This window comes from Kocuria aegyptia (assembly GCF_039530085.1).
Taxonomy (GTDB): Bacteria; Actinomycetota; Actinomycetes; order Actinomycetales; family Micrococcaceae; genus Kocuria; species Kocuria aegyptia.
Window position 1 is genome coordinate 1 of sequence record NZ_BAAAOA010000017.1, and the last position, 22,473, is coordinate 22,473.

The window sequence follows — 22,473 nt, forward strand, 5'->3', positions numbered from 1 at the left end:
TCTCCTACGACTACTACAATTTCTCCGACGGGGCCGCCGCCGCGGAGGGCTCCTGGGCACAGGGGCCGACCCCGGACGGCAACGGGCAGTTCTGGTACAAGGACCAGCCCATGGCCGGGGTGCCGATGCCCCCGCCCACCCACCCCGACGCCCGGTTCTACGGCACCACCGAGATCCCCAACCGGGTGGAGAAGGCCGCCGGCACCATCCAGGACAAGCTCAACAAGGAATAACCCCACCGGCCCCGCGCAGGCGACGGGCCCGGGACGGCGACGGCCGACCCGGGCCCTTTCGGCGGCTCCTGCAGGTCCCGCTCAGTGGGCGCCGACCGCGCGGGCGTGCCGGACCGCGGCCTCGGCGCCCTGAGTCCAGCGGTCCCCGTGCCCGGGCAGCACGGTGCGCGCCCCGGTGGCGGCCACCGCGTCGAGGGACTCGAGAGCCACGGCGGAGTCGTTGGTCGCCGCCGCGGCGACGATCTGCGGGCCGCGCCGGCCGGTGTAGGGGTCCAGCGTCACGATCGCGTCCCCGCTGAGCACGGTCCCCCGATCCGGCAGGTCCAGGACGCAGTGCCCGTCCGTGTGACCCGGGGTGTGCACCACCACCGGCCGGCCCGGGACCGGCAGGGCCGCGCCGGCCTCGAGCGGGCGCAGCCCGCGCACGCCCTTGACCGTGAGGGCCCCGGCCGCCGCCATGCGCCCGAGCAGCGGCAGGGAGCGCGGGTGCGTGAGGGGGTAGAGGAACCGGTTGCGCTCGGGCCGGTACCGGTACGGGTGGGCGGCCAGCCGCTCGTCGCCCGGATGCCCGTACACGGGCAGCTGCCACTCCTCCTGGGCGCGGCGGGCGAAGCCCACGTGGTCGAAGTGCGCGTGCGTGAGCACCAGCGCCCTGACCTCCTCGGGGCGCCGTCCGCGTTCCTCGAGCCCCGCCAGCAGCATGGGCCACATGCTCGGCAGGCCGGCGTCCACGAGGGTGACGCCGTCCTCGTCCTCGATCAGGTAGCAGTTGACGTGGGCGTGGGTGATGCGGTGGATGCCGTCGGCCACTTCGGGGGTGAACATGGGTCTCCTCACTCGATCAGTGTGCTGATCATACCTGCCGGTCCCCGACACCGCCCGGGCGAGCGCCCCTGCCGGAGGGGACGCCCGCTACCATGGGTCCTGAGCGCGGCTCCGGCCCGCGGATCCCCCGGTCCGCCCGGAACAGGCCGTGCGCCCTCCCGACCTGCCCCCGAAAGGTCCCGCGGTGATCGACCAGCGTCCTGATGCCCTGCCCTCCGTCGAGATCGTCGCCGTCCCCTTCCACCGGTTCCGCCGGCACCGGTGGGCCATGACCTTCGTCCCGGCCGACGGCGGCAGCCCCGTCCGCAGCACGTTCCGGGACTTCCAGGACGCCGTGGTCGCCGCCCGCGCCCTGGCGGTGGCCCGCCGGACGGTCGTCAGCACCTGAGCCCGTCGGCTCCCGCGCCCGCCCGCGGCGCACGCCGTCGGCGATCACGACCCGCTCCCCCGCCCGGCCCTTCCGGATCACTCCGCGAGCGCCTCCACGAGGACGTCGGCGACCGCCTGGCTCGACTGGGGGTTCTGCCCGGTGATCAGATTGGCGTCGCGGACGACGTGGCTGGACCACGCGGGTCCGGTCTCCACGACGGCTCCCTTCTCGCGCAGCACGGTCTCCAGGAACCAGGGGGTGTTCTCCCCGGTGCCGCCGCCGAGCTCCTCCTCGTTGGTGAAGGCGGTCAGTCTCCGGCCGGCGAACAGGAAGGTCCCGTCGTCCTGGGCGCTGAGCAGGGCGGCGGGGCCGTGGCAGAACGGGGCGATGAGCCTCCCTGCCCGGTCCGAGGAGGCCAGGATCCGGCCGAGCGAGGGGTCGTGGACGAGGTCCGCCATGGGGCCGTGGCCGCCGGGCAGGACCACGGCGTCGTAGTCGTGGTCGTCGACCTCGGCCAGGACGCGGGGCGCCGAGAGCTCCGCGTCGATGTCCTCGAGGTAGGCACGGAACTCCTCGGCCCGCTCCTGCCCCCCGGTCATGTCCGGGGTGAAGCTGGCCCGGTCCACGGTGGGCCGGCGTCCGCCGGGGGTGGCGATGTCGACGGTGTGCTCGGCCCGGCGCAGCGCCCGGTGGGCGATGACGAGCTCCTCCGCCCAGAAGCCGGTGGGGTGCTCGGTGCCGTCCCGCATGGTGAGGGAATCGGCCGCCGAGACGATCATCAGAACACGGGCCATGATGGTCAGCTCCTCAACTGTGGTGTCTGTCCGGTGGTTGTCCGTCCGGGGGTCCGGTCCGGGGCGGGTCAGCCGGCGGCGGTGAGCTCCTCGTAGGTGGCGTCGTCCAGCTCGAGGTCCGCGGCGCCCATGTTCTCCTCGAGGTGGGCGAGGGAGGCCGTGCCGGGGATGGGCATGAGCGCCGGGGAGTGCCGGAGCAGCCAGGCCAGGGAGACCTGGGCGGTGGTGGCGCCGAGCTGCCGGGCGGCCCGGTCGACGGGCCCGCCCGGGCGGGCCAGCTCCCCCGCGGCGATCGGGGCCCAGGGGATGAACCCGATGCCGTGCTCCGCGGCGTGCTCCAGGACGTCCTCGGCGGTGCGGTCGGTGAGGTTGTAGCGGTTCTGCACCGTGGAGACGGTGAAGTGCCGTCCTGCGGCCACGAGCTGCTCGACCGTCACCTCGGACAGGCCCAGGGCCCGGACCTTGCCCTCCTGCTGGAGCTCCCGCAGGACGCCGAACTGCTCCTCGGCCGGGACGGCCGGGTCCACGCGGTGCAGCTGGAGCAGGTCGAGGGCGTCCACCCGGAGCTTGCGCAGGCTCAGCTCGGTCTGCTGGCGCAGGTACTCGGGCCGGCCCAGCGGAATCCACTTCCGCGGCCCGGTGCGGGCGAAGCCCACCTTGGTGGCGACACGCACGCCCTCGGGATACGGGTGCAGGGCCTCGGCGATGATCTGCTTGCTGACGTCGGGCCCGTAGGCGTCGGCGGTGTCGATGAAGTCGACACCGAGCTCGACGGCCCGGCGCACCACGCGCACGGCGTTCGCGCGGTCGGCGGGCTCGCCCCACACCCCCTCGCCCACGATCCGCATGGCGCCGAAGCCCAGTCGGTGGACGGTGCCGAGGTCGCGAAGGTCGATGGAGCGGGGAACAGCTCGGGCGGTGGTCCGGGTGTTTTCCGTCATGCGTGCCGCAACGAGCCCGTCCGCGCGCTTATTCCGGCCGGCGGCCCCGGGGGCGCGGCTATGCTGGCCGGGATTCGGGCACGACCGAGGAGGTTCCATGGACCGGCGCGACGGGCGGCGCACCGACGGCGACGCCGACCGGCACGACGGGCGGCGGAGCGGCCGGCGCACGGTCGTGATCACCGGCGCGAGCGACGGCATCGGCGCCGCGGCCGCCCGAGAGCTGGCGGGCCGCGGCCTCGACGTCGTCGTCGTCGGCCGCTCGGCGGAGAAGACCGCCGCGGTGGCCGGTCCGCTCGGGGTCCCGCACTTCACCGCGGACTTCGAGCGGCTCGACGACGTGCGCCGGCTCGCCCGCGAGCTGCAGGCGTCCGTTCCGCGGATCGACGTCCTGGTCAACAATGCCGGCGCGATCTTCGACCGCCGCGAACCGACGTCCGACGGTCACGAGAGGACGTGGCAGGTCAATCACCTGGCGCCGTTCCTGCTGACCCACCTGCTGATCGACGGGCTGGTGGCGGACCGGGCCGCGGTGCTCACCACGTCCAGCATCGCGTCCCGCATCAGCCGGCTCTCGCCGGAAACCCTCGTCGACGACCGGCGCTGGTCCCCGCAGCGGGCCTACGCGGACACGAAACTGGCCAACATCCTCTTCACCCGCGGTCTCGACCGCCGGCACGGGGCGCACGGGCTGTCCGCAGCGGCCTTCCATCCCGGGGGCGTCGCGACGAACTTCGCCTCGGGCACCACCACCGCCCTGCGCTTCCTGTACCGCATGCACCCGGGCCGCCCGCTCATGGGCACCCCGGAGCAGGGTGCGCAGACCCTGGTGTGGCTGGCCGCCGGCGCCGCCGGACGGGACTGGCGCTCCGGGGGCTACTACGAGAAGCGGAAAGCCGCCCGTATCCCGGCCCGCGCGGCCGACGACGCCCTCGCGGACGCCCTGTGGCGGCGCAGCGCCGAGCTCGTGGGGCTCACCCCGGGGCGCCCGGCCGGCTGAGCGCCAGGGCGTCGACCTTCGCCCAGAGCTGCTCGACCGTCCCGTCGTTGACGAGGACGGCGGTGATCCAGCGCGGGTCGATGCCGGCCTCGGAGGGGTGCGGGTCGTCCGGGGCGGACACCCCGGGGCGCACCACGTGCACCACCCTGCCCCCGGCGGCCGTGATGGCCTCGGCCTCGACGTCGAAGCGCACGTCCGTGAACACGACCGGACCGCCCAGCTGCCGGGCCGTCTCCAGCCCGCGGTCGGCCCACACCGTCTCCCCGAAGACCGCCTTGCCGGCCTCGTTGCCCACCTTCTGCAGCAGCGTCCGGATCTCCCGGTGCACCGGGTCCCGCGCCTCGTCCTTGAGCAGGCCCCAGTCCCCGCCCACCTCCGAGAGCACCGTGGCCAGCCGCAGCGGCCGGCCGTCCCGGACGCCCACGAGGGGGTCCAGTTCGGTGAGGAACATCCGCAGCGGGTCCGCGAAGGCCACCCGGGCGTAGCCGTGGGCGCGCACGAGGCGGTCACCGCACGTGTCCTTGCCCGACTGCTTGCGCCCGTGCAGCCCGATCAGCCGCGGTCGGGGGTCCGGTTCCTGCGCCATGACGGGCCTCCTCCGGTCGGTCGTGCGCCGACGCGTTCCAGCGTACGGACCGGAGCGCCGGGGTGCACTCGGTGCACCCCCGAAGGAAGTCCGCCAGGGCGGGGCGGGCGCACCAGCCTCTGCGCCACGAGCGGCTCCGGTGACACCGAGCGCGGGAGCAGCGCAGGCGGCGGACACCCCGTTCCCCTCGACGCCGGTGGGCGCCGGCTGACCGCCGGGCACGGGCCGGGCGGGTTCACCGTGGTCGGGAGCTGCGCGCAGACCGGTCGGGCCGGTGAGCTCGGGGGGGGGGGTGCCTCTATGGTTTTCGTCAAGCGGCCAGTGCCACCGGTGACGAGGTCTGAGGCTCGGTCGGGTCGTGGTAGAGGGTACCGTCGCGCAGCATCGCGAACAGGACGTCGGTCCGTCGGCGGGCCAGGGCGATGATCGCCTGGTTGTGGCGTTTGCCCTGGGCGCGTTTCCGGTCGTAGTACGCCCTCGAGGGGGCGTGGTTGAGCGAGGCGAAGGCCGAGAGGAACAGCGCCCGCTTCAGGCGTTTGTTGCCGCCCTTGGCGGCGTGCTCGCCGCGGATCGAGGTCCCGGAACGACGAGTGACCGGAGCGATCCCGGCGTAGGAAGCCAGGTGCCCGGCGTCTCGGAAGTCCTTGCCCACGACTTCGGTGAGAATCCTCGCGGCGGTCCTGACCCCTATCCCGGGCATCGAGGTCAGGACCGGGCAAAGAGGGTGGGCCTCCACCAGGGCCTCGACCTGGGCGGCCACCGTGGCGCGCTGATGAATCAGGGCGGCCAACTGCCCGGCCAGGATCGGGATCACGGTGGTCGCGGCCTCGGTGCCGGCCACCACCACGGACTGCTGCCCCAAGGCGGTGAAGACCTCCTCGGTCAACGATTCGGCCAACCGCGGGGCGTGCTTGCGCAGCCGCGCCCGCACATGACCACGACCGGCGGCGGCCAGCCTGGCCGGAGTTGGGTACCGGGTGAGCAGATCCGCCACCGCCGGATGGGTCACCCGAGGTCCCAGGACCCGCTCCAGGGCGGGGTGGATCTGGGTGAGCATCCCGCGCAGCCGGTTGGAGGTCGCGGTGACCTGCCCGGCGAGGTCGTCGTCGAAGCCGGCCAGCACGGCCAGCTCGGCGATCTGGGCCTCATCGGCCCGGATGTTCCGCAGGGTGTGCGGCATCGTGCGGGCGGCCTCGGCGATGATCAACGCGTCCCGCGCGTCGGTCTTGGCCGTGCCCGGGTGCAGGTCCGCGATCCGCCGCATCGCCAGCCCGGGCAGATAGGCCACCTGCACGCCGTCGGTGGCTTCGGCGACGGCCACCGGCAGCGCCCCGATGGTGGCCGGCTGGTCCACGACCATCAGCACCGGCCCGTGCTCCGTGGCCAACTCCTCGAGGATGTCCCGCAACCGGGCCTCGTCGTTGGGTAGCGCCTTGTCGTAGACCGTCTTCCCGGCCGCCGTCACGGCCACCGCGTGGTGGTCGGACTTACCGACGTCGAGGCCGACGAACACCGCCGGATGTGGTTGCTCTGCCATGGCCGAGTCCCTTCTCATCCGCTGCTGCACGAGCATGCTGGCCGGCCGGAAGGTGGTCACGCTCGGCATCCACGTTACGAAGGCCCTGAACCAGCAGGCCCCGCCTCTATTAGCGATCCGCGACCACCGGACCGGCCCTCGGTGACAACACCCCCCGGATCATGGGCGACTGGGGGCAAACGATCATGCCAAGGACCGACCGGCCAACACTCCCCATCATCACGGACTGAGGAGCTGGGAAGAAGGTAACGGGGGCGTCACCGACAACCCCCGAGACGCTCCCGGCCGACTTCGCCGGCGCCGGTGCCCTCCCGCCCGGACCGGGGAGGCGGCGGCGCCCCGGCCCCCTGACGGGCCCGGGCGCCCGGGCGGTCCGGGACGTGAACTGGTCGAAAGACCATGTGCGAAAGGGAACGCCCTCGGTAGATTGGGTGCCGGGCCGGGTCCCCGCCCGGCCCGGCACCCCGTCACCCCTCGGAAGGAACTGTCATGATCAGACTGGTCGGCGAGTTCGACGCCTTCTTCAACCCCAACGTCACGGCCATCCTCGGCATGTTCTTCGACCTGGTCCGCGCGGTGCTGCTCGGCGGCTGAGCCCCGGTCCACCCCGCGTCGGCGGCGCCGCCGGAGCCTCTCCGGCGGCGCCGTGCGCGGTCTCGGAGGCTTCCGGCGGTCCGCCCCGACTGCTACCTTCTGCGCATCAGGTACCCGGCGGATGGGCCGCCACCGTACCGCAGGCCCGAGGAGGTCCCCGTGAGCCGGCACCACCATCCCGGAGGCGCCACCGGAGTCGGCGCCCGTGCCGTGGTGGTCCGCGGGGGCCCCGTCCTGCGCACCGAGCGGCACACCGTCGTCGACGAGACCGACCGGACCGTCACGGTCGACGACGGCACCCGGTTCGCCAAGGCCACCGGACTGGTGTGGGACGCCCCGGCGGTCGACCACGGCGAGCTCGACGACGCGCACGCCCCGACCCGGCTGGTCACCGAGGGACATCCGGCGTTCGAGCAGCTGTGGGCCGACGCCGTGCTCAGCACCTTCACCGACGCCGATCACGCCGCCTACGTCGAGGGGCTGATCGCCTCCAACCGGCTGGCACGGCGCGGCGACGTGCACGCCCACTACGACGTGGCCGCCATCATCGACGAGCTCGCCGCCCTGCACCCCGATCTCGAGGCGATCCCCGAGGAGTTGTTCTGGGCGGTCGTCGACCGGCACGGCCGCGAGGACGACCGGGACGTCACCCCCTGACGCCGACCCCGGTCCGCCCCACCGGGCACGGGTCAGCGGGCACGGGTCAGCGCAGGCGCCCGCCGGAGTGCCGGAGGTAGCAGCCGGCGCACATCGACTCGTATGACACCGCCACGCCGTCGATGGCCACCTGGTCGCCCTCGAAGACCGGTTCGCCGTCCACCGTGCGGGCGTTGAACATCGCCTTGGACCCGCAGCGGCAGATCGTGCGCAGCTCCTCGACCGTGTGCGCCACGGCCAGCAGGCGCGCCGCGCCCGGGAACGCCTCCGTGCGGAAGTCGGTGCGCAACCCGTAGGCCAGCACCGGGACGCCGTCGAGCACCGCGATGCGCAGCAGGTCGTCGACCTGGGCCGGGGCGAGGAACTGTGCCTCGTCGACCAGCAGGCAGTGCACCGCTCCGTGCTCCCGGACGGCGGTCCGGAACCGCTCGCGGGCCCCGTCCTCCGGGCCCAGCAGCAGGTCGACCCGCCGGGACTCCCCCAGCCGTGAGACCACGGTGTCCGCGCCCTTGGAATCGATCGCGGGCTTGGCGACGAGGACCTTCTGGTCACGCTCCTCGTAGTTGTGCGCGGCCTGGATCAGCACCGTGGACTTGCCGGAGTTCATCGCTCCGTGACGGAAGTACAGCTTCGCCATCAGCGGGTCCCGGTGGGCCGGGAGGCGGGGGTGGTCATGCGGGTCCTCCTGGGACGGTGCGGGGGGGGCGGCGCACGGCGGGGGACGCCGTGCGTGCCGGTGAACACCCTACGTCCGCGGCCGGGCCGGCCGGCGCCCGGCCCGGGTCCCGGCACCGCTAGCCTGGGGCCCATGGGCTGGCACATCGGCACCTCCGGGTGGAGTTACGACCACTGGGAGCACGTCCTCTATCCCCCGGGCACCGCCCCGGCGCGACGCCTGGAGCTGTACACCCGGGTCTTCTCCACCGTGGAGCTCAACGCCAGCTTCTACCGCTGGCCGCGGAGCAGCACCTTCGCCAGCTGGAACCGGCGCCTGCCGGAGGGCTTCCGGATGACGGTGAAGGCCCCCCGCGGCCTGACGCACGCGAAGAAGCTTTACGCGCCCGAGACCTGGAGCCGTCGGATCGCCGAGTCCTGGCACGAGCTGCGGGACCGGCGCGGGGTGCTGCTGGTCCAGCTCCCGCCGGCGCAGGCCCGCGACGACGCGCGCCTCGACTTCTTCCTGGCCGGTCTGCCCGGCTGGCTGCAGGTCGCGGTGGAGTTCCGCCACGACAGCTGGGTCCACCGGGAGGTGTTCGAGCTGCTCCGGCGCCACGGCGCGGCGTACTGCGTGATGAGCGGGGCCGGGCTGCCCTGCGTGCTCGAGGCCACCGCCCCGTTCGTCTACCTCCGCTTCCACGGGCCCGACCAGCACCACCTCTATGCGGGCTCCTACTCGGATGCGGACCTGGCGTGGTGGGCGGACCGGATCCGGGAGTGGCACCACGGCGGCCGCGAGGTCTACGCGTACTTCAACAACGACGGCGACGGCCACGCCGTGCGCAACGCCCTGACGCTGCGCCGGTTCCTCGAGGGCGGCTGAGCGGGCTCTCGGGGCCGGCCCCGCACGCGGACCCCGGAGGGCCGCCGGGCCCGTGTCCGTGCTCGTCGGGAAGCCGGGGGGCGCGCAGCGCGAGGCTCCGGGCATAGGATCGGGCCATCATCGTCGAGCAGGACAGGAGCCGGAGATGGACCGCTATCCCGAACCCGCGGACCGCAACGAGGCCTACGCGGAGACGAGCCAGGAAGGACTGGGCGTCCGCGACGAGAACTGGCTGACCGCCGCCACCGACGAGAACAACCGGCGCGCGGACGGTCCGGCCGAGGACGCGGAGGACGACGTCCTGCCGCTGGACGAGCCCGAGGCGGGAGCCGGCCGTTCCGGGTGACGAGCCGAGGCGCGGCACGTAGCGTGGAGCCATGAACAATCTCGTACTCTCCCTGACCGGTTCCGCGGCCGCCGGGGCGCTGACGCTCATCTCTCCGTCGGGCTGGTCGTCCCGGACGCGGGCCGCCTACGTCGTGGTGCCGGGAGTCCTGGTGACCGCCGCGGGAGCGTGGGCGCTCTCGCAGAACACCGGCGAGGACGAGTCCGTCGGGTCCGGCGCCGTCACCGAGCACGGGTCCCCGTCCGGGGAGGTCCCCGTCTCCGTGCAACGGATGCCGGTCGCCGCCCGGGCGGCGCTGCTGCTGGGCCTCGGCGCGGCGACGTGCGGGGTCCAGGCCGCCTCGCTGCGGATCGACGCGCTGCTCGAACGCTGGCTGGTCGGACGCGGTGCGGCCCATCCGCGCCGGTGGATGGCCGCGCTCGCGGTGCTCGCCTCGCTGGGCATGGACGCTGCCGGGGACCGCGTGAACGCGCTCACCGGAGAGGGGCCCCGGCGCACCCCCTGACGCCCTCCGCTGCCACGACACCGGCCTCGTGGCGCGTGCGACGAACCGCGTCGGTCCCTCGACCCCCACGGGACACGACAGACCGCCCCGGCCGGGGGCGGTGAGCCCCGCCGGAATGCGGAGTTCGGCCTGCTCCCCCGGCGTCGGACGCATAGGATCGGGCCAGGGCTCGCTCTCACGCGCTCGGTGATCCCTCCTCGGTCACTGGTCCCTACGACGACAGGACGTCTCATGCGCCGATCTGCTCTTGCACTCCTCTCCCTCTCGACCCTCGCCCTGACCGGCTGCGGACCGACTGCCGAGGACATCCAGGCCATGGTGGACGGTTCCGCCAGGGCCTATGACGACGCCTTGGCGCTGCGCGAGGACGTCGTCGATGCCGGTGTCCCGTGCCCGGGCACGGACCAGCTGTCGGCGCCCGACGATCCGGAGACCACCTTCCTGGACTGCACCAACGGTCACATGGGGATGGCTGTCGCCGGTTCCGACGAGGAGATGGAGGGCTTCCTGAACACCCTCGGCAGCCGGGGAAGAATCCCGTTCCTGCACGCAGCCAACTGGGTCGTCATCTCCCCGGACGAGGCCCGGCTGGAGCAGCTCCAGGACGAGCTCGGCGGGGAGCTCAGCACGAATCCCTGACACCGCACGGACCCGGCTCTGCTCCGCGCGCAGAGGACGAGGAGCAGTCCGCGGCGCCGCTCGAGGACGCACGCGGACTGCTCCGGGGCGCCCGGGGGCACCGGGACGCCCGCGCCGAGCACGGCCCGTGTCCACGGGCGCCGGGGATCGAAGCCCGGGCAGCGCGCGCCCGGCGGGCAGGGGCCTGCGTGCGGCGCGGACCGGCCGCGGTGGTTCCCTGCGGAACCGCCGGCAGCGGGAGTCCGGCACTCCCCGGAGCCTTCGTGCGCCCGATGGGAGCGGCCGGCAGTCGTCGCCCGGTCGGGCAGCTCGCGAGGGGGCGTCGTCGTGTCCGCCGCCGACGAGTACGAGCGCCGGTCCGCCCCCACGGAGAAGGGCGAGCCGACGCTCGCTGTGTCTCGTCGTCCCTGGCCGGACGACACCTCCATCGTGTCACCGGAACAGCGCCGTTGCACACCGGATCCCCGCAGACCCTCTCCGCGGGTAGCCGCCCTGGTCCCAAGGCGGTCATCGTGCTGGTCGTCCCGCGGGTTCGCCGCATGCCGCGTCCCCTGGTGCCCGGACACCATCGCCACCGTGGGTCCCGCGACCCCCACCCCCAACCACGTCACCTGCGCCGTCGCCACCAGGATCCCTCGGTGCGGGCCGCCCTGCGAGGCCGCATCCCTCGGCGAGCCCGGACAGTCACTTCGGCACCGTTCCACAGGACAAGGCGGTGGTTGCCCGAGGTCCCGCCTTCGCGGTGAGCACTCCGTCAGGTCTGCCGGCGGAGTGCTCCAGCTCATCGACTGCACTTGACGGCGTCGCAGGCGTTCACCCGGCCATGTGCCCAGTAGGTACCGGTGCCGGCGATCTTCTCGGCGGTTGATTCGACCCTGGCGCGGACGGAGGTGTGCGTCGTACCGGGATCGGCGCTCCAGGCGAGAGCAGCTGTTGCAGCGACTATCGCCGAGGACACCGAGGTGCCGTTGCCGACGTCGTACCCCAGGGAGCGCTTGTTCTGCGTTCCCAGCACGAACGTGTGGTTCGGGAAGGTCGAGTAGACGTTGACCCCGGGGGCTGCGACGTCCACCCAGCTGGCTCCGTAGGTGGAGAACGAGGCTTTGGCGTCGTTGTTGTCGGTAGCGGCGACGGCGATGACGTTCGGATAGGCGCCCGGGTAGATTTTGGTCTGGTTGCCTCCGTTGCCGGCGGCGGCAACCAGCACCGACCCCTTGTTCCAGGCGTTGTTGACGGCGTTCTCCAGAGTCCGTGACGCTTGCACGCCGAGGCTCATGTTGATCACCTTCGCGCCGTTGCTGACCGACCAGTTGATACCGTTCGCCAGGCTCGAGCTGGAGCCGATCCCGCTGTCGTTGAGGACCTTCCCGTCCAGGACCTTGCAGCCCGGACACATGCCGGCCACACCCTCCGTGTTGTTCGAGGTGGCGGCAATATGGCCTGCCATGTGCGTTCCGTGGCCGTAGTTGTCGTCACCGGACTCACCATTCGTGAAGTTGGCGCGTGCCACGACATTCGGTGTGATGTCGTTGTTGTCGTTGGCCACACCGGAATCCAGTACGGCGACCTTGATGCCACTGCCCGTCGTGGCCTTCCACGCCTCGACGGCATCGACATCGGCGTCCACCTTGCCCTTGGCCACCAGTATGTCGCCGTTGGTGTTGGTGAACGACTGCCCATCGTTCTGCAGGGCGTACTGCCGAGGGAAGTACTGGTCGTCTGTGGCGGCAGTCACCAGATGGTCCGGCTCGGCGTACTCGACGGCCGGATTCCGGCTCAGAGCTTCGATGAGCTGAAGCTCCTTGCCCTCCGGCACCTCGATGAGATGAGCATCCGTGCTCCCGATCCGGGGTCCTTGCTTCAGGCCGTGCCGGCGCAGCACATCTGCTGCCGCTCCGTTGTCCCTGAACTGGACCATGATCTGCCCCTCTGCGTATGACGCCTCGGGCGCAGCGTCGGCCGGGACGACGAGGACGGCTGCGCCCAGACCCATCATTGCCGTGGCGAAACCCGCCAGAACCGCTTTTTTCATGCTGAACCCCCGTCAGGTGTTTCCGGCAGTCGGACAGTGGACGGGAAGACGTGCCACCGTTGTGCTCCGCGCCGCAGGACGCCGCGCCGCTCCGGCCATCTGCTCCGGTCCCCTCGGACCGATGAGATCAGGGCCTGGGCCGCACAGCCGCTGCGATGCTCCGGGTCGGTGGGCGGTCTGCCTCGTGTGGCTACAGCTTCCTCCGGACGGCACGTCCTGTCGACATCCCGGTGACCGGAGCAAGCCATCCCGACCGATCATGTCGAGGGAGTGACGGGCAAGGCACCTGCCAGGCGGAACCCTGGAGGCGGCCCGGCCCTGAGGTCGCCGGATCTGACGGCCGTGGTCGTCCTGCAGGTCCCGGGCCATCTCCTCGGTCCACCGCCAGGAGCGGGACCCACCCCGGACGGCGCTGCCCCGAGCAGGAACGCCTTCCGGGACGAGCACGAGCGGTGCTGGTTCCTTCAGGGCCCGCCGTGGATCGCGGCCAGGTTGACCTGCGGAATCAGCATCGACCGCATGGTAAGCCTGCTGGCCATCTGTGCGGTGGTCGTCTATTCTGGGACACCGGTCCAGCAGCAGGCCGCGGCATCCTCGCCCGAAGAGAAAGCTGCTGCTGTGGACCACAAGCTCTCCGTGACCGTCCAGGTCGATCTGGACGGCAGAACCATCCGGATCCTCGCCACCGGGTGCCTCACAGACGCCAGTCAGCGGGCTCTGCATCCGCTGCTCCGACGGGCCCGGAGCCTCACCCCCGGCATCCACGTCACCGTGGACCTCACCGGAGCCCGCCACGTGGAGGCCACCGGGGTGCAACTGCTGCGCTGGGCCACCCACCACGACGGCGCTGACGGATGGCGCCCGGTGGAGTTCCTGCTCCCCGATCCCTTGCCGGACCCGGCCTGGAGCCACGGGCACGGTGTCCGGACCACATCGACGACACCGTCGTGCGAGGTCCGGGATCCAGAGGTGACCGATACCCGCGGTCGGGACTCCTTGCCGCAGTACAGCACGACGGTGGTGTCAGCTCATGCCGCCCCCTGATGCCAACAGCTCCGCTGTCGGGCCGGCCGGGGTCCGCCGGGTGATGATCGGGCTGGGCCGGCGGAAGCGCACGGGCACCGACGGGTCGGCGCCCGTGGCGGCGACCCGGGCTGGCGCCCACCACGTGCAAGGCGCCCGGCGGGCCGGTGGGACCACGGCCCGTGACCGGCACCTCCGTCCTCCGTCCGCCACCGCCCCGGTGGCAGTGGAGACCGACGCCCCCCAGCGCGCGATCGGCGCAGGACCTGCGGTGCCTTCCCTCTCCGGGGAGGACCTCTGTCCCGGCCGTCTCGGCCCAGAAGTCCCACCGACCTGTCACCGAGGTCGCCTTTCCCTGATCCGCCCCCTTGAGGAGCAGCGATGAGCACGCACCAGGACCGCCCTCCGTCCCACCGTCTGCGGGAGGCTGCGCGGGTCTCCTTCGGGATCGAGGAGTTCCGGGACGGGCAACTCGAGGCCATGGAAGCCGCGGCCGGGGGTCGGGACGTGCTGGCGGTGATGCCCACCGGCCACGGCAAGTCCGCGATCTACCAGGTCCCCGGCATGGCCCTGCCCGGGACCGCCGTGGTCGTGTCCCCGTTGATCGCCCTGCAGCACGACCAGGTCGAGGCCATCAACGAGGACCTGGGGTCACAGCGGGCCTACGCGGTGAACTCCAAGGTGGGCGCCCGGCAGGAACGGGCCGCGTGGGCGGCGTTGGAGAACGGTCAGGCGAAGTTCCTCTTCCTCGCCCCCGAGCAACTGGCCCGCGAGGAGACCATGGAGCGGTTGGCCGCGCACCGGCCCTCCCTGTTCGTGGTGGACGAGGCCCACTGCATCTCCTCCTGGGGCCACGACTTCCGCCCCGACTACCTGAGCCTGGGTACGACGGTGGAGCGGCTGGGGCATCCGCCCGTGGTGGCGCTGACGGCCACAGCCTCCCCACACACCCGGACGGAGATCGTGGAACGACTGAGGATGCGCGATCCGCTGGTGATCGTGGGCAGCTTCGACCGCCCCAACATCGAACTGCGAGTGGTGCGCCACCACGCCGATCACGACAAGCGCCAGGCCGTGGCCGAGGAGGTCGCACACCTGGGCGGGCCGGGGCTGCTCTACGTGGCGACCCGCAAGGACACCGAGGCCTACGCCACCCAGCTCACCGAGCGCGGGTTGCGGGCTGCGGCCTACCACGCCGGGCGGAAGCAGTCCGAGCGACAGGAGGTCCACGCCCGCTTCCTGGCCGACGAGCTCGACGTGGTGGTGGCCACCACCGCGTTCGGGATGGGCATCGACAAGCCCAATGTCCGGTTCGTCGTGCACGCCGGCATCCCCGACTCCCTCGACAGCTACTACCAGCAGATCGGCCGGGCGGGCCGAGACGGGCAGCCTGCCCTGGCCGTGCTGCACTACCGGGCCGAGGACCTGGGCCTGCAGCAGTTCTTCGCCGGGGCGACCCCCGACGAGGCCGAACTGGCGAAGGTCTTCAGCGCCGTGGCCGAGGCCGGCCCGATCCGCCCTGCCCAGTTGCGAGACCGAACAGAGCTGGGTCCCCGCGCCCAGGCCCAGGCCCTCAATCTGCTCGAGCACAGCGGGAGCGTCGCGTCCACCCGCACCGGCTACCGCACCGTGGCAGGCATCAGCGCCCGCGCCGCGGCCGCGAAAGGCCTGGAAGAGGCCGAGTCCCGGCACCGGATCGAGCAGTCCCGGATCGAGATGGCGCGCGGCTACGCCGAGACCGACGGGTGCCGACGCATCTGGTTGCTCCACTATTTCGGGCAGGACACCGGGGGCTGGTGCGGCCACTGCGACCGCTGCGCGGAGCAGGGCGCCCAGGAGGAGGCCGAGCAGCGTCGAATGGACACCCCCTCCGGGTGGGAGATCCAGACCCCGGTCGCCCACCGGCAGTGGGGACCGGGGATCGTGATGGGGGCGGAACCGGACCGGATCACCGTCCTGTTCGAGTCGGTGGGCTACAAGGAACTGGCGCTGAAACTCATCGAGGAACAAGAGGATCTGCTCGTGCACGAGGGATCCGAGCAGGTCCACGGTGGCCAGGGCAGCAGGTAGATCGAGGCGCAGCCGGAAGAACGGACCACCCTCGGCAGACCGCGTTGCCGGCGCGGCCGACATCGGCCCCTCGTCGTCACCGATGTCGGGGAAGAAACAGCAACGCCGACGCAGCTCCCGTGGAACGCGGCCCCACCCGGTGTCATGTGTGTCCGGTCAGCCCGGCGGTCGAGAGGATGCCGGCCTCCGGCAGGCCTTATGTCCACCGGGGGACGAAGCCCGCCGGATCGCTCGGTACGCCTTGCGGCGACTGGTCCGGGCCGCACGGCCCGGGCGGTCGCGGGAGCGGTTGAGGACACTCAGCGGCAGAGCCGCGACGACATTGCCCGGCGGGCGGCGTGAGACCGCCAAGTGCGGGCGCGCCGGGGCGCTGTGGCGCACCACGGTCCAGGCCGCACCAGCCGTCGTAATCGCCGGGCGTCGGCGTCCTCGCGCAACCGTGGGAACAGAAGGTCTTCTTCCTCTTCGCGGATGTCCAGGCGCAGCTCCGCGGCCGGTTCGGTGATCAACTCCTCGCAGCCCGGCTGACCGGGTCCGGTCCGCGATCGATGTCATGGTGGACTCCTCCTCGTGCGAACGGGCGGTCAGGGGCCCGCCGGGCGAGTGGAGGGATCTTCGCCCCGGCGCATCACGGGCAGGTGCTCGATCCGGTGGGCCAGACCACCGAGGCGGGTGCTGATCCCACGCAGCACGGGCGCGGCCCGCCCCGGGCCGCGCAGCACGGCCCCGTCCACGAGGTCCCGAATCCGGTCGAGCACCGACAGCGGAAGAGCAGCGACCACGTTGCCGGGCGGCCTGCGGGCCACCACAGGGTGGGCACGGGTTGGCGCCGTGCGGCGCACCACCTCCCAGGCCAGGCCCAGACCCCGCAACCGGGACCGGCTCAGGGCCGTCTGCAACCGTGGGAGCAGGACGTCCTCCTCATCGCGCACGTCCTCCCGCAGCACCTCGGTCAGCCGGGCGAGCAGGCGACCCCGTGCCGGATCACCCGCTTCCGTGCTCTCGAGCCGGGTGACGAGCTCGTTGACCTCCTGGTGCTCCCGCTCCACCTGCAGCGTCAGCTCCTGCCCGTCGGGCAGGACCCGGCGCATCACCGGCCACAGCACCGACTCCTCGGCGAAGGCGTGCGGGAACACCAGCCGGTGGATCCGCAGCAACACCTTTCTCTGGGCCGCGCCGGTGGCGCCGTCGAGGTCCTCCAGCAGGTCCTGCAGCTTGACGTGGTCCCTCTTCTGCCGGGTCAGCACGCTCAGCCGCCCACCGAGCTCGTCGACCTTCTGTTCCGCGATCGATCTCATCCTGATGGCCTTTCGGGTAGCTCCCGTTCCGGGGCCGCCTGAACGGGAGCCGCCGTGCTGGTGTGCGGGGCGGTCGGCGTCGGTCGGTGCGCGACATCTCTGCTTCCCACCGCTGACCAGCCCTCCCCTGACATAGTAAGTCTGCTGAGCCACGTGTCGTCCCCCGGTCCCTGGGGAATGTTCATGCACATCAGCACGGCGCGCCACAGGGGTGACGCCCTGACGGCGCGCCTGTGGTTCTGGTCGGCCGTCGTCGCCCCGGGTCCTTCCTGCTCATGGTGGTGCTGCTGACCGTCCGGCCGAAACCGGGGGCAGCCTGGGCCGCGGCGGTGTGGCCGGGCGGGAGGAACACGGCGAGCGCCGTGCTGCAGGTCGTGGCGACCCCCGTGATGACGGCCACGGCCCTGACCTTCTCGTTGACCGTGGTCGCCCTGCAACCGGCCTCCCAACAGTGCCCCCCGGCTGCTGCGCGCGTTCGCCCGAGACACTGAGACCCGGACGGCGCTGGCCGTGCTCGTCGCAACCGTCGTCGCCGCCCTCACCGGCCTGCGGGACATGGGCTCGGACGAGCCGCTGCCAGTGTTCGCGCCCGCCCTGACCCTTGTCCTGGGGCCGGGCTCAGCGGAGCCCTGCTGATGTTCCCGGGTCACAGTGTCCGATCCGAGCGCGTGGACTCCATGACGGTCGCCGACCACCAGGAGGCCGCCGCCCACGCGGTCGGCTGCTGCCCCGATCTCCTCTCCCGGCTGCGGGTGGGACGGCACCGCGAGCACCGGGCAGGACCCTGGGCTCCACCGCCCATCACCACACCGGACGAGAGAAGCCCCTGGTCAGCGCGGGCGGGCTCGCCTAACCTGAGGGCAGGTCCAGCAGCCGGCCACGTCCGCCTCTACGTGGTTCTAGGAGCTCTGTCGTGGACCTCCAACTCTGCGTGCACGTCCGGGTCGACCCGGACCACAGACGCGTGCGTCTGATCACGACCGGGCGCCTGACAGAGACCAATCAGCAGGTCCTGTACCCGCTGATCCATCAGGCCCGGGCCCTGGCCTCCGACACCGAGGTCGTCATCGACCTCACCTCGGTCGACCGCCTCGAGGGCGCAGCGCTGGACCTGCTGTGCTGGGAGGTCGAGCACGACGGCACGGGGAGTCCGACCCGGCCGGTGCGTCTTGCCCTGGCCGAGCCCCTCTCAACCGGCAGGTTCCCCGGGCCCCCGGAGGGCAAAGTGCGCCGGACCGGGTCCACTGCCTGGACTCCACCGGACTCCGGCCCCAGCCACCAGATCTTCCCCGCCCCCGCGGGCGAGGCGTCCCGGACCGGATCCACAGCCTGGGCTCCGCCCGGCCCGGCCCCGGCCACCCGGTTCTTCAGCGGCGATCAACGTGGGCGCCGTCTGCTCGCCCCCTGTGCACCACCGACGAAGGGATGGACCATGACCACCGCTGCCGCCCGCTCCACGTACCGATCACCGGTGGAGACGGCCACGCTGGGCTACGTCACCGTCTTCCTGCTCTTCGGCCTGGCCGGCTTCATCCCGGGCCTCACCACGGACTACGCATCCCTGGAGCTGGCCGGCCACCACTCGGAGGCCATGCTCCTGGGCCTGTTCCAGGTCTCGATCCTGCACAACGCCCTCCACCTGCTCTACGGCGTTGCCGGGGCGGCCATGGCCCGCTCCGCCGCCGGCGCCCGGACATACCTTCGCTGGGGCGGGGCCGTCTACCTGGTGCTGTGGATCCATGGGCTGATCGTGCACCAGCAGTCCCCGGTGAACGTCGTTCCCCTCAACACCGCCGACGATTGGCTGCACCTGTTCTTCGGGGCCACCATGGTGGGCCTGTCCTTCCTCGGCCGTGAGCCTGCCCGAGCCGGCCACACCGGCCGGGCCTCCTGAGCATCGGCCGCCTCCCGGTCCGCGCTGGGCCGCACCCCGTCGGCCGAACCCGCGGCGGTCCCCACGTTCGCTCGACCCTGCCGGGCACCGGTTGGAGCTGTGACTGCAACGCCACGGGTTCGGATGAGGCCCGTGGACCTGAGTGAGAACATCAAGAACAACCGAAAGGACGGTCCCGGCGCACATTCGGTGTGGAAGAGGAACTGCTGCTCGTCGATGCCACGACCCTTCAGCCGCTGCCGGCCGGGAAATGGGTGATCAGTCTGCAGGAGGACACCCTTGTCCCCGGGTACGGGCTGACCACGGAGTTGCAGCAGGAGCAGCTCGAGGTCGCCTCCCCGCCCCAGACCACCCTGACCGGTCAGCTGGCGGCGATCCGCACCGGGCGGGCCCTGGCCGAGGCCGCCGCCACCCGCGTGGGCGGGCACGTGGTCGCCCTGCCCACCGCCCCCGGGGCGGTCACCCCGCACCTGGTCCCGGCCCCGCGCTGCCGCCGGATCGGCGAGCACTTCGGGCTCACCGCCGCCGAGCAGCTCACCAACGGCTTCCACGTCCACGTCGCCATCACCTCCCGGACCGAGGCAGTGACCGTGCTGGACCGGATCCGCACCTGGCTGCCCGTGATCCTGGCCCTGAGCGCCAACTCCCCGTTCCGGCACGGCATCGACACCGGCTACGCCTCCTACCGCTACCAGGCCTGGTCCCGCTGGCCCACCGCCGGGCCCACCGACGTGTTCGGCTCGGTCGCCGGCAACGACCAGCACCGGGAGGCACTGCTGGGCACCCGGGTGCCGCTGGATGCGGCGATGCTCTACTACGACGCCCGCCTGTGCGAGCACCACCCCACGGTGGAGGTGCGTATCGCCGATGTCTGCCTGGACCCCGAGCACGCCGCCGTGCCGGCGGCCCTGATCCGCGCACTGGTCGAGACCGCGGCCAGGCAGTGGCGCACCAGCGCCGCGGACGTGCCCGCCTCGCTGCTGCGGGCCTGGTCCTGGCAGGCCAGCCGCAGCGGGGTCGAGGACCGGCTGATCGACCCGGCCACCGGCGCCCCCGCCCCGGCCGGGGACGTCGTGGCCCGCCTGCTGGAGACCCTGCGCCCGGTCCTGGCCGAGTACGGGGAGGAGCAGCAGGTGGAGGACGTGGTCACCGACATCCTGCGTCACGGCTCCGGAGCCCACCTCCAGCGGCACGCCTATGCAGACCGGCACGACCTGCGCGACGTCATGGTCACCGCCCTCGCAGCCACCCACCGCGCCCCGAGCGTGATCCCCGCGATTCCGACCACCTGACACCGACACCGATGAGTTGGGACACCACCGCCGGCTGAGGACGTGTGGCCCTCGATCCCCCGGAACACACGGTGCCTCGTATCGTCGCGCGGATATCGTGCTGGGTCCGGGAAGCGTCGAGCAGACCCGAGGCTCGGTCTAGAAGCCGGTGGGCTCGGTCTCGAACTCCGGTTCCTCCGGTGGCCGTTCGTGGTGCAGGGGCCGCAGCGCGGAGGTGTCCTCGAACCACAGCAGCGCGTCGTAGCGTCCGCCCATGACCGTGGGCACGTAGTTGCCCGCGTCCTCCCACGAGGAGTACACCACCCCGATCGCCCGGTGCCCGGCCCGCCGGGACAGCCACGGCCCGGACCGGTCCGGGCCGAAGACCAGCACCGCCGGTTCCCCCAGCGCCTCGTGCAGGGCGTCCTCGTGGGAGCCGGGACGGGCTTCGGGCACGGCCATGGTCTCCTCGGGGTCCCCCCATGCCCCGGCGGCGATCACGGTGCCCCGGTGGGAGGCGAGGCCGACGAGCACCACCCCCTCGGCGGCGTGGCGCTCACGCACCAGCTGCCCAACGTTGACCAGCCCGTACCGGGCCATGTCGGTGGCCCGCGCGTCGCCGACATGGGTGTTGTGCTCCCACACCAGTCCCTTGGAGCCGGAGCCGTGGTGCTCGGCGAGCAGGTCCACGACGTCGGCCATGTGCGTGTCGCGCACGTTCCAGGACTGCTGGTCCCCGCCCACCATGGTGCGGTAGTAGTGCTCCGCGTCGGCGGCGGCCATGGCGTTCAGCGCCGCGTCCAGCGCCTCCGGGTCCTGCCCGGCACGGTCGAGGGTGCGGCGGCGGACCTCGGCGAGCAGGGCGACGACGTCGGCCTCGCAGGTCTCGGGCACGATGCGGGTGCTCCAGGCGTACTCGTGCGGGTCCTCCCCGTAGGGGGTGAAACACTGCCACGCCTGCTCAGCCGCCGGCAGCGCGTCCGGGGCGTTGGCCTGGACCCAGGTCCTGATCTCCCGCAGCGAATCCCACAGCGAGTACACGTCAAGCCCGTAGAAGCCCACCTGATCACCCGCCGGACGCCCGGCGTTCCACTGGTGCAACCAGTCCAAGAAGCCGGCGACCTCCTCATTGGCCCACATCCAGGTCGGCCAACGCTTGAAGGTCTCCAGCACGCCGCGGGCGTCGAGGCCCTGGTCGGCCTGGCCGCGGACCCAGCGGTTGATCCGCCAGCAGTCGGGCCAGTCCGCCTCCACCCCGATCCAGGTGAAGCCGTGCTCCTGGATCAACCGGCGGCTCAGGTCGGCCCGCCGGGCGTAGAACTCGTGGGTGCCGTGGGAGGCCTCCCCCACGCACACGAAACGCGCCACGGCCGCCTGCTCCACGAGCCGGTCCAGGTCCTCCGCGCCGCCGAGAGGGGAGGCGAGGGAACGGATCTCGTCGAGGACGCCGGAACCCGAGGACTCCGACTGTCCGACCGGCGTCATCGGGACACCTCCGTGGTCCGGCCCTGAGCTGGAGCGAGGTACCGCGTGAACCAGTCCCGGGCCAGTCCTGCGGCGACCTCGCCGGCGCCGGGCTCCTCGAACAGCTCGCCGGCGCCCTCCACCACGGCCAGCCGGTTCTCGCCGCGCAACTGTGCCTGCGCCCTGCGGTGCGGGCCCAGGCCTTCCCGGTCCTCCCCGCCGACGATCAGCAGCGTCGGGGCCTGCACCGCCGCCAGCCGCGGAGCGGCCGCCTCGATGCTTCCGCCGAGGGAGACGATCGCCTCGATCCGGGCGCCGGGCTCACCCGCAGACCACAGGGCGGAGGCGGCCCCGACGCCCGTCCCGCAGTACCCCACTCGCGAGGACATGCTCTTGGGCTGTTGGTGCAACCACGCCGCGGCAGCGGTGAGTCGTTGGGCGAGCGGATCGATGCCGCCCGCACGGCCGCGAACGGGCTCCTCCTGGGAGGTGAGCAGGTCCACCACCAGGGTGCCCAGAGCCGCCTGCTGCAACATCGAGGCCACCTCTTCCAGACGCAGGCGGCGTGCGTCGCCATGGCCGCCACCGTCGGCCATGATGACCACCCCGGCGTTGACGGCGGGCAGATGCAGGCGGCCCTTGAGCACTGTGCCGCCGGCGGGGATCTGTACGTCCTCGTCAACCACTGCTCCGGCACGGGGCTTCGCCTCCGCGGCGGAAGGCAGCCTCTGATGGCGCCGGTCGGCATCGGTTTCGCCTCGGGAATCCGCCACTGTCCCACAACCCTTCCGGCCCCCGCGCCGGGGTGCCGACTCACCGCCCGTTCCCGTGCCATGCCGGCCCGCCTCGACGAC

At 72.4% G+C, this 22,473-nt stretch carries 21 protein-coding genes and 3 pseudogenes; 14 read left to right on the forward strand and 10 right to left on the reverse strand.

What is annotated here, in order from left to right:
* A pseudogene (locus ABD220_RS07825) lies at positions 1 to 233 on the forward strand (manganese catalase family protein); the annotation flags it as partial.
* 81 nt (positions 234 to 314) lie between these two features.
* On the opposite strand, the gene ABD220_RS07830 reads toward ABD220_RS07825, so the two are convergent.
* Positions 315 to 1,058, reverse strand: coding sequence for an MBL fold metallo-hydrolase (locus ABD220_RS07830; protein ID WP_344121359.1), 744 nt, complete (start codon positions 1,056 to 1,058; stop codon positions 315 to 317).
* Positions 1,059 to 1,242: 184 nt separating this feature from the next.
* Between ABD220_RS07830 and ABD220_RS07835 the strand changes: the two genes are divergently transcribed.
* Positions 1,243 to 1,446, forward strand: coding sequence for a hypothetical protein (locus tag ABD220_RS07835; RefSeq protein WP_344121361.1), 204 nt, complete (start codon positions 1,243 to 1,245; stop codon positions 1,444 to 1,446).
* Between the two features lie 77 nt (positions 1,447 to 1,523).
* Here the strand turns inward: ABD220_RS07835 and ABD220_RS07840 are convergent, their stop codons facing one another.
* Positions 1,524 to 2,222, reverse strand: a complete 699-nt coding sequence (locus ABD220_RS07840; RefSeq protein ID WP_344121363.1) for a type 1 glutamine amidotransferase domain-containing protein — start codon at positions 2,220 to 2,222, stop codon at positions 1,524 to 1,526.
* Positions 2,223 to 2,290: 68 nt separating this feature from the next.
* Positions 2,291 to 3,163: an aldo/keto reductase gene (locus ABD220_RS07845; RefSeq protein WP_344121364.1), complete on the reverse strand. Its 873-nt coding sequence runs from the start codon at positions 3,161 to 3,163 to the stop codon at positions 2,291 to 2,293.
* Positions 3,164 to 3,260: 97 nt separating this feature from the next.
* On the opposite strand from ABD220_RS07845, the gene ABD220_RS07850 reads away from it, so the two are divergent.
* Complete coding sequence (locus ABD220_RS07850; protein ID WP_344121366.1) at positions 3,261 to 4,163, forward strand: SDR family NAD(P)-dependent oxidoreductase; 903 nt, start codon at positions 3,261 to 3,263, stop codon at positions 4,161 to 4,163.
* Here ABD220_RS07850 and ABD220_RS07855 read toward each other — a convergent pair.
* Both ABD220_RS07855 and ABD220_RS07860 read right to left on the reverse strand, forming a co-directional pair.
* Complete coding sequence (locus tag ABD220_RS07855) at positions 4,138 to 4,749, reverse strand: deoxynucleotide monophosphate kinase family protein (RefSeq protein ID WP_344121368.1); 612 nt, start codon at positions 4,747 to 4,749, stop codon at positions 4,138 to 4,140. The two genes, ABD220_RS07850 and ABD220_RS07855, sit on opposite strands and share 26 nt — an antisense overlap.
* 310 nt (positions 4,750 to 5,059) lie before the next feature.
* Entirely contained in the window at positions 5,060 to 6,286 is a 1,227-nt protein-coding gene (locus ABD220_RS07860) for an IS110 family RNA-guided transposase (protein WP_344121370.1), read from the reverse strand.
* Here ABD220_RS07860 and ABD220_RS07865 point away from each other — a divergent pair.
* Positions 6,285 to 6,431, forward strand: coding sequence for a hypothetical protein (locus ABD220_RS07865; RefSeq protein ID WP_344121372.1), 147 nt, complete (start codon positions 6,285 to 6,287; stop codon positions 6,429 to 6,431). The genes ABD220_RS07860 and ABD220_RS07865 overlap by 2 nt on opposite strands.
* Before the next feature lie 608 nt (positions 6,432 to 7,039).
* Positions 7,040 to 7,537: a hypothetical protein gene (locus ABD220_RS07870; protein ID WP_344121374.1), complete on the forward strand. Its 498-nt coding sequence runs from the start codon at positions 7,040 to 7,042 to the stop codon at positions 7,535 to 7,537.
* Between the two features lie 46 nt (positions 7,538 to 7,583).
* Here ABD220_RS07870 and ABD220_RS07875 read toward each other — a convergent pair whose 3' ends face one another.
* Positions 7,584 to 8,174, reverse strand: coding sequence for a thymidine kinase (locus tag ABD220_RS07875; RefSeq protein ID WP_344121376.1), 591 nt, complete (start codon positions 8,172 to 8,174; stop codon positions 7,584 to 7,586).
* A 171-nt stretch (positions 8,175 to 8,345) separates the two neighbouring features.
* Here ABD220_RS07875 and ABD220_RS07880 point away from each other — a divergent pair, with 171 nt between their 5' ends.
* The 4 genes from ABD220_RS07880 to ABD220_RS07895 all read left to right on the forward strand — a co-directional run bounded on the left by ABD220_RS07880 (position 8,346) and on the right by ABD220_RS07895 (position 10,567).
* Complete coding sequence (locus ABD220_RS07880) at positions 8,346 to 9,077, forward strand: DUF72 domain-containing protein (RefSeq protein ID WP_344121378.1); 732 nt, start codon at positions 8,346 to 8,348, stop codon at positions 9,075 to 9,077.
* A 145-nt stretch (positions 9,078 to 9,222) separates the two neighbouring features.
* A complete protein-coding gene (locus ABD220_RS07885) occupies positions 9,223 to 9,423 on the forward strand; it encodes a hypothetical protein (RefSeq protein ID WP_344121380.1) in 201 nt (66 codons plus the stop codon).
* A 31-nt stretch (positions 9,424 to 9,454) separates the two neighbouring features.
* Positions 9,455 to 9,928, forward strand: a complete 474-nt coding sequence (locus tag ABD220_RS07890) for a hypothetical protein (RefSeq protein WP_344121382.1) — start codon at positions 9,455 to 9,457, stop codon at positions 9,926 to 9,928.
* Between the two features lie 231 nt (positions 9,929 to 10,159).
* The gene (locus ABD220_RS07895; RefSeq protein ID WP_344121384.1) at positions 10,160 to 10,567 is read left to right on the forward strand and encodes a hypothetical protein; all 408 of its coding nucleotides are present in this window, start codon (positions 10,160 to 10,162) and stop codon (positions 10,565 to 10,567) included.
* Positions 10,568 to 11,348: 781 nt separating this feature from the next.
* Here the strand turns inward: ABD220_RS07895 and ABD220_RS07900 are convergent.
* Positions 11,349 to 12,599 (reverse strand): S8 family serine peptidase, encoded by a 1,251-nt coding sequence (locus ABD220_RS07900; protein WP_344121386.1) that lies wholly within the window; start codon positions 12,597 to 12,599, stop codon positions 11,349 to 11,351.
* 519 nt (positions 12,600 to 13,118) lie between these two features.
* On the opposite strand from ABD220_RS07900, the gene ABD220_RS07905 reads away from it, so the two are divergent.
* A complete protein-coding gene (locus tag ABD220_RS07905; RefSeq protein WP_344121388.1) occupies positions 13,119 to 13,643 on the forward strand; it encodes a hypothetical protein in 525 nt (174 codons plus the stop codon).
* 360 nt (positions 13,644 to 14,003) lie between these two features.
* A complete protein-coding gene (locus tag ABD220_RS07910; RefSeq protein ID WP_344121390.1) occupies positions 14,004 to 15,692 on the forward strand; it encodes a RecQ family ATP-dependent DNA helicase in 1,689 nt (562 codons plus the stop codon).
* A gap of 584 nt (positions 15,693 to 16,276) precedes the next feature.
* Here ABD220_RS07910 and ABD220_RS07915 read toward each other — a convergent pair.
* Positions 16,277 to 16,990 (reverse strand): hemerythrin domain-containing protein, encoded by a 714-nt coding sequence (locus tag ABD220_RS07915; RefSeq protein WP_344121392.1) that lies wholly within the window; start codon positions 16,988 to 16,990, stop codon positions 16,277 to 16,279.
* Between the two features lie 275 nt (positions 16,991 to 17,265).
* Between ABD220_RS07915 and ABD220_RS07920 the strand changes: the two are divergent.
* The 3 genes and pseudogenes from ABD220_RS07920 to ABD220_RS07930 form a co-directional block, all read left to right on the forward strand.
* A pseudogene (locus tag ABD220_RS07920) lies at positions 17,266 to 17,626 on the forward strand (DUF2254 family protein).
* Between the two features lie 277 nt (positions 17,627 to 17,903).
* Positions 17,904 to 18,884, forward strand: a complete 981-nt coding sequence (locus ABD220_RS07925; RefSeq protein ID WP_344121393.1) for a DUF4383 domain-containing protein — start codon at positions 17,904 to 17,906, stop codon at positions 18,882 to 18,884.
* Positions 18,885 to 19,072: 188 nt separating this feature from the next.
* Positions 19,073 to 20,176: pseudogene (locus tag ABD220_RS07930) on the forward strand (glutamate--cysteine ligase); the annotation flags it as partial.
* A gap of 138 nt (positions 20,177 to 20,314) precedes the next feature.
* On the opposite strand, the gene ABD220_RS07935 reads toward ABD220_RS07930, so the two are convergent.
* Both ABD220_RS07935 and ABD220_RS07940 read right to left on the reverse strand, forming a co-directional pair.
* Entirely contained in the window at positions 20,315 to 21,640 is a 1,326-nt protein-coding gene (locus ABD220_RS07935) for an erythromycin esterase family protein (RefSeq protein ID WP_344121395.1), read from the reverse strand.
* The gene (locus ABD220_RS07940; protein ID WP_344121397.1) at positions 21,637 to 22,305 is read right to left on the reverse strand and encodes a dienelactone hydrolase family protein; all 669 of its coding nucleotides are present in this window, start codon (positions 22,303 to 22,305) and stop codon (positions 21,637 to 21,639) included. Before ABD220_RS07940 ends, ABD220_RS07935 begins: the two co-directional genes overlap by 4 nt.
* Between the last annotated feature and the right edge of the window lie 168 nt (positions 22,306 to 22,473).